The 18599-nt window shown below is 33.0% G+C and carries 19 protein-coding genes; all 19 read right to left on the bottom strand.

Annotated features, from left to right (window positions below; all coding sequences use genetic code 11):
- Positions 1-165 precede the first annotated feature (165 nt).
- Positions 166-597: a hypothetical protein gene (locus M2372_RS22550; protein ID WP_115974016.1), complete on the bottom strand. Its 432-nt coding sequence runs from the start codon at positions 595-597 to the stop codon at positions 166-168.
- Positions 598-696: 99 nt separating this feature from the next.
- Positions 697-1110 (bottom strand): type VI secretion system tube protein TssD, encoded by a 414-nt coding sequence (gene tssD / locus M2372_RS22545; RefSeq protein WP_089739778.1) that lies wholly within the window; start codon positions 1108-1110, stop codon positions 697-699.
- A 338-nt stretch (positions 1111-1448) separates the two neighbouring features.
- Positions 1449-1979, bottom strand: a complete 531-nt coding sequence (locus M2372_RS22540; protein ID WP_123321290.1) for a hypothetical protein — start codon at positions 1977-1979, stop codon at positions 1449-1451.
- Between the two features lie 64 nt (positions 1980-2043).
- Positions 2044-2730 (bottom strand): hypothetical protein, encoded by a 687-nt coding sequence (locus M2372_RS22535; RefSeq protein WP_123321291.1) that lies wholly within the window; start codon positions 2728-2730, stop codon positions 2044-2046.
- 43 nt (positions 2731-2773) lie between these two features.
- A complete protein-coding gene (locus M2372_RS22530; RefSeq protein WP_123321292.1) occupies positions 2774-3229 on the bottom strand; it encodes a hypothetical protein in 456 nt (151 codons plus the stop codon).
- A gap of 392 nt (positions 3230-3621) precedes the next feature.
- On the bottom strand, positions 3622-4122 hold the full coding sequence (locus M2372_RS22525) for a hypothetical protein (RefSeq protein ID WP_148060821.1): 501 nt from the start codon (positions 4120-4122) through the stop codon (positions 3622-3624).
- Positions 4123-4188: 66 nt separating this feature from the next.
- Positions 4189-4788, bottom strand: a complete 600-nt coding sequence (locus tag M2372_RS22520; protein WP_123321294.1) for a hypothetical protein — start codon at positions 4786-4788, stop codon at positions 4189-4191.
- Positions 4748-5908 carry a PAAR-like protein gene (locus M2372_RS22515; RefSeq protein WP_123321295.1) on the bottom strand — a complete coding sequence of 387 codons (1161 nt, stop codon included), beginning with the start codon at positions 5906-5908 and terminating at the stop codon, positions 4748-4750. The genes M2372_RS22520 and M2372_RS22515 overlap by 41 nt, the downstream gene beginning before the upstream one ends.
- Positions 5898-6974 carry a LysM domain-containing protein gene (locus M2372_RS22510; protein WP_123321296.1) on the bottom strand — a complete coding sequence of 359 codons (1077 nt, stop codon included), beginning with the start codon at positions 6972-6974 and terminating at the stop codon, positions 5898-5900. The genes M2372_RS22515 and M2372_RS22510 overlap by 11 nt, the downstream gene beginning before the upstream one ends.
- Positions 6975-7240: 266 nt before the next feature.
- Positions 7241-9406 (bottom strand): type VI secretion system Vgr family protein, encoded by a 2166-nt coding sequence (locus M2372_RS22505; protein WP_123321297.1) that lies wholly within the window; start codon positions 9404-9406, stop codon positions 7241-7243.
- 208 nt (positions 9407-9614) lie between these two features.
- Positions 9615-10028: a type VI secretion system tube protein TssD gene (gene tssD / locus M2372_RS22500; RefSeq protein ID WP_089739778.1), complete on the bottom strand. Its 414-nt coding sequence runs from the start codon at positions 10026-10028 to the stop codon at positions 9615-9617.
- Positions 10029-10315: 287 nt separating this feature from the next.
- Positions 10316-10732: a hypothetical protein gene (locus M2372_RS22495; protein ID WP_148060822.1), complete on the bottom strand. Its 417-nt coding sequence runs from the start codon at positions 10730-10732 to the stop codon at positions 10316-10318.
- A 189-nt stretch (positions 10733-10921) separates the two neighbouring features.
- Entirely contained in the window at positions 10922-11794 is an 873-nt protein-coding gene (locus M2372_RS22490) for a lytic transglycosylase domain-containing protein (RefSeq protein WP_123321300.1), read from the bottom strand.
- A 65-nt stretch (positions 11795-11859) separates the two neighbouring features.
- Positions 11860-14355 carry an ATP-dependent Clp protease ATP-binding subunit gene (locus M2372_RS22485; RefSeq protein WP_123321301.1) on the bottom strand — a complete coding sequence of 832 codons (2496 nt, stop codon included), beginning with the start codon at positions 14353-14355 and terminating at the stop codon, positions 11860-11862.
- A 274-nt stretch (positions 14356-14629) separates the two neighbouring features.
- Positions 14630-15301 carry a hypothetical protein gene (locus M2372_RS22480; protein WP_115973955.1) on the bottom strand — a complete coding sequence of 224 codons (672 nt, stop codon included), beginning with the start codon at positions 15299-15301 and terminating at the stop codon, positions 14630-14632.
- Between the two features lie 117 nt (positions 15302-15418).
- Positions 15419-16684, bottom strand: coding sequence for a hypothetical protein (locus tag M2372_RS22475; protein WP_123321302.1), 1266 nt, complete (start codon positions 16682-16684; stop codon positions 15419-15421).
- 253 nt (positions 16685-16937) lie between these two features.
- Positions 16938-17546 (bottom strand): toxin-antitoxin system YwqK family antitoxin, encoded by a 609-nt coding sequence (locus M2372_RS22470; protein ID WP_123321303.1) that lies wholly within the window; start codon positions 17544-17546, stop codon positions 16938-16940.
- Positions 17547-18410: a hypothetical protein gene (locus tag M2372_RS22465; RefSeq protein ID WP_123321304.1), complete on the bottom strand. Its 864-nt coding sequence runs from the start codon at positions 18408-18410 to the stop codon at positions 17547-17549.
- Positions 18407-18523, bottom strand: a complete 117-nt coding sequence (locus M2372_RS25685; protein WP_409013151.1) for a DKNYY domain-containing protein — start codon at positions 18521-18523, stop codon at positions 18407-18409. Before M2372_RS25685 ends, M2372_RS22465 begins: the two co-directional genes overlap by 4 nt.
- Positions 18524-18599: the final 76 nt, after the last annotated feature.

Genomic DNA, 18599 nt, shown 5'->3' with positions numbered 1-18599 from the left:
CCAGGGATTAAAAAAATAGCACAAACAATGCAGCGTTTTTATTACCTGAAAAAAGGTGCAGAATTATAAAACCCCTACAAGATGAGCTCCTGAGGAGGGGAATGATGGCAGTTATTCCTCATTGACAATGATAAGATTAGAATAAGGTATCCCTATTACCTATTACTAACAATCGTGGTTTTCGTAGTTCAATTGTTCCATTTTTTTCTCATAGCTTTCCATGTCTTTTTTGCCTATGTTTATTTTTTTCAGTTCTACCGGAATCTGTTTCTTTCCATCGGGACTAATCCAGGTCCCTTTCATGATTTCTCCTTCCTTCTTTAGAATCATCAGCCCTGTAAATCCTTCTTCTACCATAGCAAATTGTCCCTTAGCGCCTTCTGTAACGTTAAGTTCCAACCAATTGCTTACTTTTTCGTAACGGTACATGGCATTATAATAAGGATCTCCACCACATCCGTTTTCCACGGATTGTAAAAATAAGGTTACCGGCATTTTTCCGTTCACTGTGCCTTTATATAGAGAGGAAGTATTCTGTGCCTGTAAAGTAATGAATGAGATTGTAAAAGTGAGAGTTAATAGAATTTGTCTGAACATTTTTATATAGTTTTTAGTCATGTCTTGAATAAAAAAACAGAACAGTACACTTTATAAGCATACTGTTCCATTAGTTTTTTTAAGTTTTGTTGTTCTGGCTTATTTACCAGCAGATGGCCAAAGTCCAGCGTACTGAGAAGTACCGTAGTCAATAGTTTCAGCACTGATTACGAAGCTGATCAACATACTGTTGCTGTCGATTGCATCGAAATCTACTTCGTGCTGGATAACGTATCCATTCTCCCACTTAAGGTTGATTAATGTTCCTTCTTCGTGAGATTTGTTGAAAACGATTTCTCCTACTGTCGGCTTATATTTTCCGTTCAATAAGCTTTCAAGGATGTCTGATTTTTCAGTAGCTTCTACTGTAACTTTGATAAGTGCGTTAGAAGGATCTGAAGCTACACGTCCTGATACGTCAGTTGATCTTGATACGCTGTAGTTCATTTTTAATAATTTCTGACCTTCTCCGTTGTTGAATTTTAAGATTCCTCTTGAATTTCTTTCTGCCATGATTGTAAATTTTAATCGTTAGTAATAATTTTGTTATTCAATAATTGTAAGACAAAGATAAAGGCCTTAAAGTTGAAAAAAAAGCTTTTGGATGGAAATCTGAAAAATTGTAGTAGTTCTACGATTTTATGTCGTAATTCTACGACAATGGAGTTAAAGATAAACACAACTTATTATTAATAAATATTTTAACCATAATTAAAAATCAACAGAAAAACATTAATTATTACACCTTAAAGAGAAATATTATATTAAAAAATCATCTTTATGGCAATTTAAAAATCATCCGAACCTCATATTTTTCTGTACCTTTTTAATGGGTTTCGTTTAGGCGACATTTAATGACTGGAATACCAATATATGTTTTGGAAGTTATTTTTCTTTTTAATTTTTGTAAAGCGCAGCTCTTTTTGAACTTCCTTTAGAAGTCGGTTCAATTCCGCTCCTTTCTCTTCATCATAGCGAATTCTGTACTCTACATCATGCAGGTAAATATTGGATTTATCTCTCAGGAAAATCTTAAAATATATTTTTGAATTCCGTAATTGTGGTGTCTTGGTTTCATAGTCATACGAATAGAATCCGATGATATCAGCTTTGGCATATTTTATATACCTGTTGTTATTCTTTTTCAGATAAAGATAATTATGATCAAACCAGATGGTGATTTTTACAGAAATAGCTTTCAGAATCAAATAGCAAGTTCCCCAATAGAACAGGGTAAAAAATACCATCAAAGAAACACTGAAATCAAATAAAACATAATAAAGAGTTCCATATAAAGCCATAGAAGGTATAATTACCAGAATGGTCCAGCCTGTATGAAACGGCAAAACATTTTTTAATATGAATTCTCTCTTTCCTTTCATTTCTCTGAATTAAGTACCAAAACATATTCCATAATACACAGGAAATCCGCCTATAAATTTAGTATTACTTATGATCAATATAATAAAAAAAACCTGTCATTAAAAGGGTCATTACCACTGCTGCAATCCCTAAAATAAATAAAATAACCTGCCATCGCTGCATTTTATTGATGATTGAATATTTTATTTTTTCTCCTTTTACAACATACACTCCAAAGTTAGGAATGATGGTAGGATTGATCATATTTCTGAGTTCTTTCTTATTGAAGTTTTTAGTGATATAGGGTTTGACATGCTGAACAAAGGCGTCCAGTTCATCAATATCTTTTTGTGATGAAAATGGGGCTAGTCCTGTGTCCCCTACTCTTATTTTTATGGTATAATCTGCTGTTTTAATTGTCAGGTAGCGTAATCCTACATTGCCTATATTTTTGATCATCTTGATTTCAGATGCCTGGAACTGATAGTTCAGATTTCTAAATGTAATATGGAAATGGTCATCCTTTATATTGATAGTCCAGGTTTTTTCTTTTACAAGTTGGCTCAGTTGCTTCAAAGTAATCATACATATTCCTATCGTCATAACACTGGCAAAGGCAACTGATTTTAGAAAATGAATTTTCGGAAAAAGAAGTTCTCCACCAAATAAGACACCCAACATGGTACACAGGCCAGGAATAATTAATACCAGCGCCAATTTCAATTCTGTTTTAAAATCTAACCCCTGGAAACTAAATTCTCTGTCTTTCATTGGTTTCTGTTATCACTATTTTTAATTTCTGCTTAGGAATGCTTTACTTATTTTGATTTCGTTCCAAAGAATCCAGGATTTTTAAATTCCTTTCACTGTATGGATTACCCAATGTACGGGATTCTTCTATGAAAAGTCTGGCTTTTTTGTAATCTTTATCTTCGATATAGGCAATTCCTAATAGATTGATAATCTTGGTATGATCATCTGTACTGTAGCTTTTATTTTTATACGCAGGTTCCAAATACCGGATCGCATTATAGGGTTCCCCTACTTCCAGATATGAATCAGCTAATGGCAATACAATTTCAGGATGTTCCTTTAAATCTACTGTTACAAATTGAGTAATTGCAAAATTATATTCTTTACGTTCATATGCTTTCCAGCCTTTATCCAGCCGTTCACTGTCCCCAAACGAGAAGACGTAATTATTCTTTGCAATAGCTACTATTCCTAAAGCAGCAATAATTCCTATGATGATGGATGCTATTTTTTTCATGGTAGGTTAGTAGAACTGATAATCCAATGATATAACCATCTGATAATTTCTTCATTTACTTATTAAACATTACCTTATACTCTTCCTTAGATATAAAACGGGATAGATACTGTTGAATGAATATAGAATTTGTTTCAGTGTTTCAAGTTCTATACTTTTTCTTCTTTAAATTCAAACAAACATTAGGTAAACAAATCCCTGTTATCAGTAAAATAAAAATCGTCATTAAGACTTGCTCTTTTTATTATAACAGCAGTTTGCTTACCTTCCTGAACCTTTAGAGATAAAAAATGGATATAACAAATAGTAAATATTTTATCTTAAATAATCATATTGCCTAGTTCATTGACTTGAAGGATGAAAGTCTTATTATTTTGTTATTATTTAGTCTTTTACTTTTCATAAGTCAAATATTTCCTGATATTTTCTTGATAAGATTGATCATCCCAAATCATCTCCTTTGAATTTACAGAGAAATTGAATACAGGAATAGGATTTTCTAAGGTACCTTTATTGTCTTTCATTTCATCCGAATTAACGATAACAAAAATGTGACTGGGAATATTGTTATATTCAAATTTCAGAAATTGATTATCAGCTTTATTTTTTTCGTAATAACATAAATTATAATATTTTTTTCCATCAAAAATCTTAACCTCTTGCTTTCCGGTTCCGCTTCCGGTTCCTAGCCCATAACCCAATCTTTGCTTTGAAATTAAATGTACGTTATTAAGTTCTATTTTTTTAGAATTGCTTATATAAGTATCAATATTTACAAAAAATCCCTTAATAAATCCATACAACAAATACATGATTAAAAGAGTTACAATAGAAATAACAACAATTTTTAACACATTTAAGCCTTTCACTATATTAATAATTTGATGAGACAATTTTATCTGAAGTAACAGAAACAGAACTTGATAACTCTTGGACTAACATTTACTTTCAAGATAAAATTATTTTTTAATATTTTCTTTTTCATCAATTACAGCATACTCATAAAATAGCCCTTGGTATATAGAACCAATTACTTTTTTACCAATAACATTATTTACATCATTTTTATTTCCGAATAATTCTATTTCCTTATTTTGGTAATTAATTTTTATCCTACTAAATCTTTTATCAAACTCATTTTTTGTTATAGATGATTGTGCTTCTATACTTCCTTGATATAGAAGGCTACTATTTAACGAATTAAGATAAATAATAATATTTTGAGAAAAAATTAAAGGAACCACTAATAGAATAAAAAGTACATACCACCTAATCAATATTTCCTTTGGTGTACTAAATGTTCCTCTTAATTTGACAACATTAATTATTTTATTAATACTATTATCTTTTGTCACAAATACTAAATACAAAAGCCAAATACTAAAAATTATCAGGGTATGAAAAATAAAAGTTTTTGTGATTCTTATTTTAGAAAAGTAATACTTACCACTTATTTCATTATTACTGTTCGCTAAAATAAACAACAGTACCAATGCTACAAGCAAAAAGATTAGTGATCTATAAATTAGCTGCGAATACTTTAACTGATTTTCTGGCATTGTTTTCTGGATGATTTTCGTTTTGCAATGAATTATCTAATGTTTTCTCTGAGTACTGAGCAAGTATTTCGGATAAGGCAAAAAAGCCTAATAAACCATAATTTGCTCTAGTATAATTCTTATTAGTAGTTGATTGTACTTGATTTTGATATCTTTGACTTAATCTTGAACGTTGTCCGGCACCATAAGTCTTTGCCCGGGTATTCAGTTTTTGTCTGTTTCGTTGTTGCCTTCCATAATGTGGGCTTTTCTTCCCGTTTTTATATTTATGAATTGGATTTTCTCTTTTATACTGATCTATTTTCTTTTGCTCAAAATCATTAAATCTTCCATTTCCGCTACTCACTTTTTCATCCACAATTATTTTGGTTTCAGAATCAACATCTAATGGTATCGTTGCTGTTTTTGCATAATCACTTTGAAGAATATCTCCAACATTATCATTTTTACCTATTATAGGAATGCTATTTCCGACATTTTCACTTACTTCCCTTCCTGTAGCAATATTAGTTATTATATTTGCACCTTCAACAATACCATAGCCAATTATTAAATTTTTGGGCATACTCATTAAAAAACCCTTAATTGCTCCAGACCATCCCATACTCATTGCTGAAGAAAAAAAGGCTCTACCTATAAAAGCGGCACCAAATATTTCAATAGTATTACGAAATTGATTGTTTCTTAATTCTTGTTGAGCTGTTCCAAAATCATAAAATATCTTAATAGTTCCACTAAATAATAAACAATTTAATTGGGAAGTTTCTACCAAAGCTTTTTTACCTTGAATTTCAACTTTTGGATGAAAATCCGTCCATTTACTTCCTCTAAGTGCAACCCAGCATAATAATTGACCTAACGTTAGTGCTGCGACCATACCTACTACAAAAGCTAATAACACAGCCACAATAAACGGGGCAGCAATACAAGCTGCTGCTACAATTGCTGCTAAAACTCCAGCCCACTTACATGCAAAATTACAAGGTTTATCTTCTTCTGTAGCAATTAACTTTCCATTCGCAATTCGCACTCCTCTATCTTTAACAAGCATTTTTGAGGTTTTAAACCCATTGGTACAAGTTAAAGTTACTTCATTATGAACATATCCTTTATGACTCATATGTATTTAATTTTTCAATTTCTAATTTTTGATAAGCTTCAAGATTATTATTAACAACCTCTTCAATTTCTACATCAACAAATTCTATCTGCAGAGTCTTTTTATTTATTGCATAAAAACGATTAATATCTAAAGTATATTTAACAAATTTATCTTTTAGAAAGGGATAATTATTATGATATAGTTTTTCTAACTTGGAATAATTTAATTTTGATTTATCTATTTGAGATTCAATTTTAAATATGTATTCATTATCATATTCATTATCAATCAACAACAAAACAGATGTGAGAGGTATAATAGTATTTGGAAATAATGAAGAAGGTATACTACTATTACTTAATTTATTAGTAAAATCTGCTTTAAATTCTTGATTGTAGAGTGGAAAAAACAAATGTGAATGAAAAATTGACTTCTTTAATTCATCAGCTAAAGGATATTCTTTTGAAAATTCAGTATCACCCTTTTCCAACATAGCATCAAAATTATCTTGTGGAATTTCTTTTAATATTATATTTTCTTTTAAATCTTTTTTAAATAAATCCCAGTTCTCCTTTAATTCTTCTTTGTTCAGAACATCTTTAATTTCACCAACTTCGTCTACTAAAATATCCAGATTATCTTTTAATTTAACAATTTTTTCTATTAATCCATCAAATTTCTCGTATAGCTCTAAACTATCACCAATATTGTTATCATAAATATCCAATTTATAAACTCTCCGACTAGAATTAAAATCTAGATAAAATTTCTGCGACTGACTATATTTAGATAATTCTCCGCCATTAATATACATTTCAGTGAAGTGATTACTTTGATAATTTAATTTACTGAAATCATTAAATTTTATATTAAGTGTTTTTATTGGTTTGTAATTACTATCATTTAAAGAATAGCTTATATAAATAAATCTGAGAGTAGTAGGTATATCATTAGTATAAATCTTTTGAGTTATTCCACAATGTTCATTATGAAAGCTTATAAGCTCATCAATATCTATATTATTCTCTTCTGCTATAGAATCTAACGTATCTCCTTGTTTTATTTGATATTCAATATACTTCATTCCTTATGTTTAATTTCAATAATTCTACTGTCTTTTTTTCAATCATTATATCTTAGTTGATATTTATTTTATAGTAAATTATAGATAATATCTGATTATGAATTGATTGATCTAAGTATTCTAAGAAGAATCTTGACCATTAGCATCTCACATGTCTTAAAATTCAAAAGCTTTATTAAAAAATGAAAAAACTAAAGTTTTAAGAGTAACTTCTTTATTATATTATAAATAAAAAACCATCCTATAAATTCCTATTAATCTTTCAATCAATTAATATCAACCTGCCCTCCCGTTATCTTTGTATTACCTTTAAAATTGGCTGTAGCTTTTCCTGCCTTGATATCTATCTCACTACTTATTATTGAAATTTTAGTTCCTGTCACTACAATCTCACTACTCCCTACTTTAAGAGTTATTTTATCTATTCCTGTCAAATCAATTACTCCCTTATTGTCCATTGTAAACACGCTATTCTTACCTCCTACAGCAACTTTATGAGTATTTCCAACATCTGCAATATGATCACAGCCAACTTCTAATTTTTTATTATTACCGATTTTATCTGTTTTATCGTTTCCAACGGTTTTATTACTGTCATTATTAGCATTGTGTACCACATTTCCTGATCCATCAAAGAACATATGAGCACCTCCTTGATCTTTAAGGTTCATAGATCCTGCTCCATTGTCATATTTCAGCTCTGCTCCACTTCTTCCGCTAAAGCTCATCACATTATTCCCGGCACCACCTCCGGCACCAATACCACCATGAAACATTCCTCCCATTACAAACGGGCGATCCGGGTGTTGGTGTACAAAATTGACGATCACCTGGTCTCCTACTTCAGGAATAGACATAAATCCTCGGTTTTTATTTACTTTATCACTGCTTCCGGCATCAGGAGACATTACGCGGATAAACTCGGTAATATCCGGCCCGTTCTGCCAGTCAAACTGTATCTGAACTCTTCCCTGATTTTGAGGATCTGTATTGGAAACCACTTTGGCAAACTGCGCTTCCGCTCTCGGTGTTTCAAACTCCGGACGTGGAATATAACCTGTATCTGCAGCAATGGCTTCAAATTTACCATCATAATATCCTCTGGCATCTACCTCATGGGTAACTTCGATGATCATCAGTTTTGTGAAATAAGAAGTTTCATTGCTATCGGATTTACGCATTTCAATATCTGCAGTACATCCCGGATATAGGAAAGGCACAGTGGTAGTTCCTGAAGTGATGAACACCTCAGAGGCCTTACTTCCGGCAGTTCCTTTTTGAGAAGCATCAATATCCATAAAAGATGAAGCTTTTATAGGAGCCACTCTTAATGAAGGGGTGGTAAACGTCTTTTCTGATATTTCATAAGCACGTCTTGCAATATCTGAGGTATGACTAATTTTTGCACTTCCACCCGTCATCTTCTCATTTTTACTACTGTTGTAACCATAGAAAGAAGGGCTTACATGCTGAGCTTTCATTTTGATCGCAATATCACTTACACTGCTTCCATAAGTAAGTTTCACCGGTTTTTCCTGAGGCGGAAGTTTTCCAAAATGCAACACTTCTCCATCATAGTAAAACTGCTCACCATAAGCTTCTGCCATTCTTGCCAGATAATTGTAATGCGTTTCTTCGTATTGGGAGCTGTAGGAAACGTTTCCATGCTGCGCATCTACTCTGAAATCAAATTTATTATGTCCCAGTCCTTCACTGATGACATGATATGCAATACTATTCAAACTCATGGGTTGGCTTCCTCCAAAACTCTGAATGTGAGGGGCCGCATCCAAAAGTACGGTAGGGCTGTATCCTTTAAGAACGATATTTCCAAGGCTTCCTTTTTCCTGGCTGAACCCTACTTCTGTTACTACGCCTACAAAGTTACGTTCGGCACCCTGTATGATATCTTTATATTTGAAAACCACCGTTATCCTTTTTCCAAGGAAATTCTGAGCTTCCTGAAGATTATGGTTTTCTACACTCCCCAGCGTGTCATGAGCCAGAGTAAGGCTGAATTCATGATGCTTGGCAGCGCTCTGCACCAATTTAAAATGTTTAAAATGCTTGATAATCTGCCCTTCAATCACCACATCCAGTTTTACCACACGGTTGATTCCGGCAATAATACTTTGAGGAATGGCTTCGGCATTATGTATTTTTGAGGTAGGCTGCTTGGCCCACACCTTATTTTCAATGATAGAAGGATTATTCGGAACAAATGTTTGATTCATAAACATATTGGCTCCCTGTACAGTGCTCATGCCCTGTTGTCCAGCTTTTACAGCTTTCTTCACTTTACTGCCCGTTTTATTTATCTTTTCTTCTGCTTTTCCTGCAACATTTTCGGCTGCATTTTTCAACTGCTCTTTGCTGCTTTTGATATCAGCCTTTGGGCTATCTACTTTAATTGTTTTGTCATCCTGAAACATAGTGCTTGTGTTTAAATTAAAAATTAAATAAACTGCTGATTATACAGCAACAGAATCAAAAAATATAAGGTTAGATCTACAAAATCTGTTTATGAAAAAAATGGATTCCTAAAATCTATGATGTCCTTATATATAAAAACAGGACAGCATACTCTTCCGAGCGCACTGTCCTGTACCAATTTTATTTTTACTAAGATGATGAATAGGCTTATTTACCTGCCGAAGGCCACAGTCCAGCGTATTGAGAAGTACCGTAGTCGATAGTTTCAGCACTGATTACGAAGCTGATCAACATACTGTTGCTGTCGATTGCATCGAAATCTACTTCGTGCTGGATAACGTATCCATTCTCCCACTTAAGGTTGATTAATGTTCCTTCTTCGTGAGATTTGTTGAAAACGATTTCTCCTACTGTAGGCTTATATTTTCCGTTCAGTAAGCTTTCAAGGATGTCTGATTTTTCAGTAGCTTCTACTGTAACTTTGATAAGTGCGTTAGAAGGATCTGAAGCTACACGTCCTGATACGTCAGTTGATCTTGATACGCTATAGTTCATTTTTAATAATTTCTGACCTTCTCCGTTGTTGAATTTTAAGATTCCTCTTGAATTTCTTTCTGCCATGATTTGTAAATTTTAATCGTTAATAATATTTTGTGATTCAGTGATTGTTTAGCAAATATAGAGGGTCTTTTTTCGGAAAAAAAACTTTTAACTATAAATCTGAAAAATTGTAGTAGTTCTACGACTTTTTGTAGTAATTCTACGACTTTGGATTTAATAACTCTACTCAATAGCGCTATAATAAAGGCTTTAAAAACCTCATAAAACACTGACTAAAAGGAACATTTTCCACATCAACGAGAAATATTAATACTCTTTAAGTAAAAATTAACATATATTAACATTTATCATCTGCACTCAAAAATAATAGTATCAGGAGCATAAAATCTTGTATATTCATCCTGATAATATCTTAAAATTCCTTCTTTTTTCATAGAATCTTTTTTACACTTCATGAAAAACAAGGAAGCAATACCATCATTTTCCCGATAGTTCTGAAGTTCTTCACTGGAAAATCCCCCGGGATCCTCTTCATGATCCAGGAAATATTTAGTATCCCCCGAGTATTTATAGAATTCAGTATCATTATTCAATGAATTTCCGATGATGAATTCCTGAATAACTTTCTGTCTTGAAATAAGATTATCAGGCATATTTTTTACCAGATAAAGATTTCTATACACCTGAGACTGTACAAATTCTGTTTTTCCCTTATTACAGGAAACCATAATAAATCCAAGAATACAAACAAGTATCTTTTTCATTGCCAAAGAAGTATTATTAAGGATATTTTCTAAATGTACTGTACAAGAGCTTATAAAGCTCAATGTCTGCAATTTTCAAAAGTAATTTTCCAAAACCGCCACAAAGATTCTGATATATTTTATTGAAAAACGGTTATTGAATAAAAAATAACCAAACCTTTAATAAGGTTTGGCTGGTATGATTTAATTTTATGGCTGTATGCCAGCTCCGGCATTTTCTTTTATTGATCTGGTAAGGATCTTATTTTTTCTCAGAAGAAAATCAGGCATCAGGTCTGTGGGAAGGTAGAAAGAACTTTCTCCTTTTCTCTGAAGTTCTTCTGTGATTCCCGGGTTCCAGGCAAGAATTTCATCTACTTTCACATCAAGTTCATCAGCAATTACACTCAGGCTGAACCCTGCATTAATCTCTGTTTCTGATAGAGCATCGCCGGTTGCCTTTCTGTTTCCGTCTTCAAAGAAAACTTTGTTAATTCTTGCTGAATTATAATTGTTTAATACACTCTGAAGTTCTCCTGTTGCATAGCATGCATTCAAGTATTTCTTAACGTGATTAACGGTTTCTCCGGGAAGGTATTTATAGAATTCATGATACTGACTGGAGCCCGCCGCCTGCATAGCTTTTGCAACATTTCCTTCACCACAGTTATAAGCAGCTACTACTGTTACCCAATTATTATATTTTTTGTACAGATTTGCCAGTGAAATAACGGCTGTTTTTGTACTTTTATACACATCTGTACGTTGATGTTCTGCAAGACCATACTGGTTGGCATGTGCTGTCATCAGCTGCCATACTCCTACAGCTCCGGCTCCGGAGGTAATATTTTTGTCAAAATGAGATTCAATCAAAGCAAGGTTTCTTAAATGCTTGGGAAGCCCCTTCTGAAGAAGCAACTGTTCAATAAATTCAACAAGATCTTTGTTTGAATTAATGATTCCCTGGTATTTTCTCACACTGCTTTCCGAGGTATCTGATGCCGCAAGAAACTGTCCGTTTGCCAAAGCAACAGTTCCGAAAAGCATTACCCCTGTAAATATATTTCTGACAATTGTTTTCATCTTAATGTTATTTATAAAGCAAAAAGGCGAATTTATCAATTGCCTTTTTGCTATTTACTTTCTTATTAATCTACTTTCCAGCTTAGTTTTTCTTCTTCTTTATTCCAGTCTACATGAATGGTTTGTCCGGTTTTCACTTCTTCCCTTACGATCATTTTGGAAATAGGTCTCGCCAGCTGCGAACGAATAACTCCGGAAATCTGTCTGGCTCCATATTTACTGCTGAATCCCCCAAGAGCAAGATTTTTCACGGCCTCATCAGTGATCTTTAGAGCAATTCCCAGTCTCGTTAATGAGGTATGAAGTGATTTCAGCTGAATATTGAAAATTCTTTCTGCGATAGATTCCGTAATCGGTGCAAAAGGAATAATCTCTGTAATTCTGGCTAAAAATTCAGGTCTGAATCTTCCTGAACTTGACATGATCTGCATCAGTGAAGATGATTCAGGAATTTTTCCTTCTTCAAACTGCTTTACGATTTCTTCGCTTCCGATATTGGAGGTGAATAGAATCAAAGCATTGCTGAAGTCTCCTTCTTTTCCAAGTTTATCATGTACTTTTCCTTCGTCCATGATCTGAAGGAATACATCAAATACAGAGTGGTGGGCTTTTTCAATTTCGTCAAATAAAACAACGGTATACGGCTGCTGTCTGATTTTATTAACCAACATCCCTCCTTCTTCGTATCCTACATATCCTGGAGGCGCTCCGTATAATAATGCAGCTGAATGTTCTTCTTTAAATTCCGACATATCGAAACGAACCATTGCCTTTTCATCGTTGAACAATAGTTCTGCCATTGATTTGGCAAGTTCTGTTTTTCCGGTTCCAGTAGGTCCTAACAGGAAGAAAGATCCAATTGGCTGTCCCGGTTTGTTTAATCCGCTTCGGTTTTCAACAATAGCATCGGAAAGGATCTTTAATGCATGATCCTGCCCTACTACCCTATTCAATAGAAGGGATTCCATATTCAGAAGCTTTTCTTTTTCCTGAGCCTGGATTTTCCCGATCGGAATATTAGTTTTAGCAGCCATTACAGCAGCAAGTTCCAAACGGTCTACTTTTTCTCTTTTTTTAGCAGCATGCTGTAAAAGCTCTGCATAGGTATCTTCTATGATCTTCTGGATCTGATCTACCGGCATTGAATTATCAAGAGCAGGCTGCTCATTCAATGATCCCCATAAAATAGGGCTTATTTTATCTCTCAATAGATTATAAGTCCAGATTAGCTCATCTGCCTTATCTTTATTGTCAAGGTATTCTTCTTTTAAAACAGCATCATAGCTTTCTTTCCAGCTGTCCAGTTCTTTTTCAGAAAGTTCGTCCAGCATTTTGATCGCTGCCATGGTTCTGTCTAACAAATCGATGGCAGCATCCGGTAATTTTTTACCTTTTGCATATCTTTTCGCTAAACGTACACATTCCGGAATGGCTGTTTTTTCAACTTCAATGCCGTGGTGCTTTTTGTAGCCTTCAAGAAGAACGTCAATCATTTTTACACAAGTCTGCTCATCCGGTTCGTTTACAGTCAGAACCTCAAAACGACGGTTGAAAGCCTGTTCCGGTTCAATAATTTTTCTGTATTCTTCCTGAGTAGTTGCTCCGATTACGGTAATTTCTCCTCTTGCCAATTCAGGTTTCAGAAGATTAGCCACATTTCCGATGCTTCCTTTCGGATCTAAAAGGGTATGAATTTCATCAATGAAAAGAATCGCTTTTTCAATTTTCTTACACTCGGTGATGACTTTTTTCAGACGGTCTTCTATTTCACCTTTATAAGATGTTCCTGCTAATAATGCTCCGGTGTCCAGTTCTAAAAGGGTTCCGTTTTTAAGCATTTCCGGAACGTTCCCTTTAGTAATTTCTATAGCGAATCCTTCTACCAAGGCTGTTTTCCCAACTCCAGGTTCTCCGATGATTATTACATTGGGTTTACTTCTTCGGCAAAGAATCTCTACTAACATTCTCAGCTCTTTATCTCTACCGATAATGTTTTCAAGGTCACCTTTTCTGGCCTGTGCTGTTCTGTCTACGCAATAGCTTTTAATGGATGGAAGAGACGCATCTGCAAAGTCTGATCCGTTGGAAAATAATGATGAAAAGTCACCGTCTTCAGAAACTGTAAACGGAGTATCTTTTCTATATAAATTAAAGATATCATGTTCTCTCAATGGCAAAGACTTCAATTGCTGAAGTGAAAATACTACCTGAGGTTTTACAATAGCGGTAAGGATACAGATCGGAGTGATCTCATCCAGTCCCAGTTTTAAACGGATATCATCAGCTTCTTCTATAAGTGTATCCATGGCTTCATCCTGACCTACCTCATCAGGTAGATGGCTGGTTTTAGGATATTCCTCAATACGTACATCTGCCCATTCGTAGAAATAGCCGGGATCTTTGTCTATGCTTTTTAAAAATTCATTAAGACCAATATCTTTATGCATCAGAGCCTGCAAAATATGCGGACCTCCATAAGTGCCATTATAATTTTCCCTCGCTATCGACTGAGCAATATGAAATAGCTGCTTTACTGTTTCGTTGGTTACTAGTACTCCCATTTATAATTTTTCTTATATTAATATTTGCGTTCTGTTTTCTATTTTTACGAGATGATTTGATGTTTTTTCTATTTTTGAACCTTTACTTTTCATCACTGATGGTTCAGGAATCAAAGCGGTTCTTTATTTTGCTAAAATTAAATATTTTATTCTAAATGTGATAAAGATAGTTAATTCTTCAATTAGAGAAGTAATAACCGGTTTTTTTTATCTTTAACCCTTTCTCAGTCCTGTTCTAAAATCCCGGATTTTTGTTATCAAAGTTCTATTTTCCTTATATCTTTAAAAAATATAACAGGATAAGACTTACCCACTGAAGTCCGATATAGATATAAAACAACATAGCTGAAGGTTCTGCCAGTTCGTGCAATTTTTCGATCAGTGTGGTTTTGATGATATCATAAAAGTCGAGATTTTCGTCTCCCAGGTTCAGCTCATCAAATTTCACTTTATTCAGTGCGTATCCTATCACACGTTTAAGTATTTTATTTTCTGAACTGTTTTTAAATTCATTCAAGAGCCTGACTTTTGCCAAGGCATAATCTGTACTGTTACGGACTACCACCGGCTCGTTGTTTTTAATCTTATTAATAATCTTATCGATAAAGGGAACCAAAATCGTTTTGGAATGATCCTGTACAAGCCTGCTGATGATCCTCGCCATCCCATATTTTGTAGAAAAAATACCAATACAAAATGGTGCTGCAATCATTAACAGGTAGAAAAGACCTGCAGAAACCGGTTTTGCCATCACTGTTGCTATCAGAAATGCAAGAGCTCCACTATGTCCTAATGATGAACCTAAACTTTCAGCCATAATATAGATTCCCAAACAGAAAGTAATGACGGTTGAAAGAATTCCTATGGCATAAATTTTAAATAAACTGAAGATAAATACAGCCGATAGTTTTGAAAAATATTTCAGATGATCTGTGATCTTATTCATTAACGTTTAATTTAATAACATGGTATTAGTTTTATGAGAATTAAGGGGTTTCCTTAATAAGTGGTACAATATAATCAATATTTTTATCTTAAAGGAATCCGTAATAATCCCATATTTTCAATAGAAAAGTTTCTGTACCTCCATTTCTTTTGTATCGTGATTATAGGTTTCTTTTTTAATGATCCTGCCTGTATGATCTGGTCTGTATTTTATGGAATCTGAATCAACAAGTTGTCTGGTTGGACCTTTTTTTCCGTTATAGTTTGTATAAATGTGGTATTTATTGATTATTATATTGATTTCGGCAGGCTGATAAGAATATTTTATTTCAGTACTCTGTAAAGGAATTGCGGATTGGTTTTTCAGGTTTCCCCATGCCTGCTTCTTTTGTTCTTCAATGGATATTGTTTTCCATTTTCCGTTCATTAAAACAGAGGAATTTACAATATTGTATTCATTCGTGACTTCTTCAATAACTTCATCTTTAAGATAAGCATATGTTTTTTTAACAAAATGATTGACTATTTTTTGAGGATCATCTGTGCTTATGGTTCCTGAATATTCAAGGATACCGGTCAGTTGATGCTCACTGTTATAAGTATATTCAATAACATCATTCCGGTCTGGGGTATATTTTTTTATCAGTTGTCCCTGATTATTATACGCATAGAGAAATGTTTTTATGTCATCCTTAATTACGTTTCCATTGGGTGCTACTTCTTTTTGCCAGATTGTTTCTTTCTGTATCTGATTGTTTTTACTGTAAACCAGGTTTCTTTCCGATTCATAGCTCTCATCATTTTTTTTCTGAAAGATAAGCCTCGCCTTTTCATCATATCTGTTCTCCAACACTACTTTATCGAGCAGCTTATCTTCAATCAGTTTCAAGAGCTGCCCGTATTTGTTGTACTGATAAAGGTATTTGTCTTTGCCTTCCGGAAAATTTCTTTCTATGGTTTTAATCAGACCTAATTCATTGACTTCTATCAAGGTTGCAAAGTCTCCGCCACCCGTCCCTACAGTTCCTAAAGGAAACAGGTAATGGTCTGTATATTTCTTTGGAAAAATGTATCTGAAATTATTAATTTTTAATAATCCGGTAAGATTCAGTAAGTCAGGTTCGTGTATGGTAAGAGTGTGCGTCTTCAGGTTGGTTTCCAGATACAGCTTATGGTCTGAAGTTGGAGAATAAAACAGAATCGCATTTTCTTTTTTAATATAGGCTGTTTTTTGGTCCGGATAAAGCTCTGTATTGTTAAATACTTCTGCCACCTTATTATTTTCCTCTATTTTAGGATTGTTGGAATGACAGGCAATACCAGGAGCACAACATATTAATACAAGCCCGATTAAACGTATATTTTTTGATTTGGAAATATTCATAAATGTTGAAAATTAAGATAGGCTAAAACTTTGATATACCCTTATTTTAAAACGACTTACTTCACAGATAGAATATTTCATCTTATACCAATTATAAAAAATATATTGTTTTTTATCAAAAGGGTATACCATTTTGACACAAGGAAAGGGATCCATTGATACTATATTCTTCTTAGTTCTACATGAAATTAACAAGAATAGAAATATAATTAATAATTCTCATAGTCTTTTCCCATAGTTGAATAAAAATTCATTAATCGCTTGGAACACTCTCCGGTCGATAAGGAAAACAAGGTAATCCTTCACTGTATACCAAGGAATCTTTCTTATATAATCTTTTACCTACAATCTTTCCGTTGTCATCGTGCAATCTCAAAGTATCAGTGAAGTATCCTTCTTTGGTATACATTTCAAAATACAATTTTCCATTGCTGTGGAATTCTTTCCAAAGACCTGTTCCTTTTTTGAAAGTGGTTTCGTAAATGACTTTACCATTATTATCAAAGCGCTTATAGACACCATCTCTTAATCCGTCTTTAAAATTTTCCTCTCTCCAGATTTTGCCTTTGGCATAGACATTTCCGTTTTGATCAAAATCAGCATCGCCGCTTAACCATTTACCTTCTTTTTTCCCTTTTATAATTCTCCCAAAACGTTCTCCCCCTTCTGCAAATTTATCCTCAACATTAACATCTTTATCTTCTTTTATCTTTTTCTCAGGAAAATCCAAATTATATTTAAAGAAAGTATTTGGGTTCATAATACTACTTCTAATCATCGTTGGCGGTTCATGATCAACATATTTTTTCTTGAATAAACTACAAGAAGTTAATAAAACTAAAAAAACAAAAGTATATTTCATTTATTTCTTTTTAACAGGTGCTTTACATTTACAAAATTCTTCCAGAAAATTTTTGGAATCATCTCGCATTATTTTAATTTGGTTATGATTGAATCGTAATCTAGAATTATAATAATCCATAATATTATGGGTAGTATTCTGTTTGTATAATAAAATGCTCAATTCCATTTGTTCCAAAACCTCGTTCAAATATTGTTTTTTTTCTTCCAGAAATTTAACATAATCATTTTTAAAAAAATAACAATCTAATTCATATTCTTTATAACTACAATCACTAACACTTAATAGCTTTCTTAAAGCTCTTTCGTTTTCTGAAATTTCTTTATTAATATTTTTTTTTGCTGCCTCTGTGTAGTTTACCGTTTTTAGTTTCTCTTGATAAGATGCAATAAAGTTATTCAAATATGTTGTTAAGGATTTTTTATTAGAATAAAATTTACTCATAATATAGTAAGTATCTTTACTTTTAGCAACTAATATATCTTTATTTATTCCAGCTTTATAATTATCATTTTTTGATCCATCAGTATTTTTCTCTAATTGCTCATTTCCCAAAATATCCTCTCTTGCGTTTTTATATGCATCTTTTTCTTTTACACCAAAAAATAAGTGAGGTAGCCCAAGCATGTGACCAATTTCATGTGCATAAGTATCTTTAGAATCAATATTGGTAGAATACACCATTAACATATAATGATCCAAAGGTGAAGTTCTACTATACGCCCCAGTATTCTCATCATCAGCTTCAAAATCACATAAAATAATAATTCCACCTTCATAGCTTTTCCCTTTTCCAATAAGCTTCTCTTTGTAGGCTTTCATAGTTTCATTGTCCACCTGATTCTCATATGATATAACATTCATTGTAGAACTTTTTTTATAATATTTCCTCTGTAATAACAATTTTTATTATCTATTGCGTAGTAACTATCATCTAAGCTCTTAAAAGTTTTACTATCGGCATCACTGACAATCATAAAAGTTGAACCATAAGCCATAGGATTTTCTACAAAAACATGATTATTATCCTTATAGTAGATATAATTAAGCCTT

This window comes from Chryseobacterium sp. BIGb0232 (genome assembly GCF_024810195.1).
Lineage (GTDB): Bacteria > Bacteroidota > Bacteroidia > Flavobacteriales > Weeksellaceae > Chryseobacterium > Chryseobacterium pennae.
The sequence above is the reverse complement of the archived record's forward strand: the minus strand, read 5'-3'. Positions and strand labels throughout refer to the sequence as shown.

What these genes read in the sequence shown, in the direction of transcription:
- M2372_RS22550 (WP_115974016.1), bottom strand. Translation starts at nt 597, where the DNA reads ATGTTCAGACAAATTCTATTAACTCTCACTTTTACAATCTCATTCATT.
- tssD (WP_089739778.1), bottom strand. Translation starts at nt 1,110, where the DNA reads ATGGCAGAAAGAAATTCAAGAGGAATCTTAAAATTCAACAACGGAGAA.
- M2372_RS22540 (WP_123321290.1), bottom strand. Translation starts at nt 1,979, where the DNA reads ATGAAAGGAAAGAGAGAATTCATATTAAAAAATGTTTTGCCGTTTCAT.
- M2372_RS22535 (WP_123321291.1), bottom strand. Translation starts at nt 2,730, where the DNA reads ATGAAAGACAGAGAATTTAGTTTCCAGGGGTTAGATTTTAAAACAGAA.
- M2372_RS22530 (WP_123321292.1), bottom strand. Translation starts at nt 3,229, where the DNA reads ATGAAAAAAATAGCATCCATCATCATAGGAATTATTGCTGCTTTAGGA.
- M2372_RS22520 (WP_123321294.1), bottom strand. Translation starts at nt 4,788, where the DNA reads ATGCCAGAAAATCAGTTAAAGTATTCGCAGCTAATTTATAGATCACTA.
- M2372_RS22515 (WP_123321295.1), bottom strand. Translation starts at nt 5,908, where the DNA reads ATGAGTCATAAAGGATATGTTCATAATGAAGTAACTTTAACTTGTACC.
- M2372_RS22510 (WP_123321296.1), bottom strand. Translation starts at nt 6,974, where the DNA reads ATGAAGTATATTGAATATCAAATAAAACAAGGAGATACGTTAGATTCT.
- M2372_RS22505 (WP_123321297.1), bottom strand. Translation starts at nt 9,406, where the DNA reads ATGTTTCAGGATGACAAAACAATTAAAGTAGATAGCCCAAAGGCTGAT.
- tssD (WP_089739778.1), bottom strand. Translation starts at nt 10,028, where the DNA reads ATGGCAGAAAGAAATTCAAGAGGAATCTTAAAATTCAACAACGGAGAA.
- M2372_RS22495 (WP_148060822.1), bottom strand. Translation starts at nt 10,732, where the DNA reads ATGAAAAAGATACTTGTTTGTATTCTTGGATTTATTATGGTTTCCTGT.
- M2372_RS22490 (WP_123321300.1), bottom strand. Translation starts at nt 11,794, where the DNA reads ATGAAAACAATTGTCAGAAATATATTTACAGGGGTAATGCTTTTCGGA.
- M2372_RS22485 (WP_123321301.1), bottom strand. Translation starts at nt 14,355, where the DNA reads ATGGGAGTACTAGTAACCAACGAAACAGTAAAGCAGCTATTTCATATT.
- M2372_RS22480 (WP_115973955.1), bottom strand. Translation starts at nt 15,301, where the DNA reads ATGAATAAGATCACAGATCATCTGAAATATTTTTCAAAACTATCGGCT.
- M2372_RS22475 (WP_123321302.1), bottom strand. Translation starts at nt 16,684, where the DNA reads ATGAATATTTCCAAATCAAAAAATATACGTTTAATCGGGCTTGTATTA.
- M2372_RS22470 (WP_123321303.1), bottom strand. Translation starts at nt 17,546, where the DNA reads ATGAAATATACTTTTGTTTTTTTAGTTTTATTAACTTCTTGTAGTTTA.
- M2372_RS22465 (WP_123321304.1), bottom strand. Translation starts at nt 18,410, where the DNA reads ATGAATGTTATATCATATGAGAATCAGGTGGACAATGAAACTATGAAA.
- M2372_RS25685 (WP_409013151.1), bottom strand. Translation starts at nt 18,523, where the DNA reads ATGATTGTCAGTGATGCCGATAGTAAAACTTTTAAGAGCTTAGATGAT.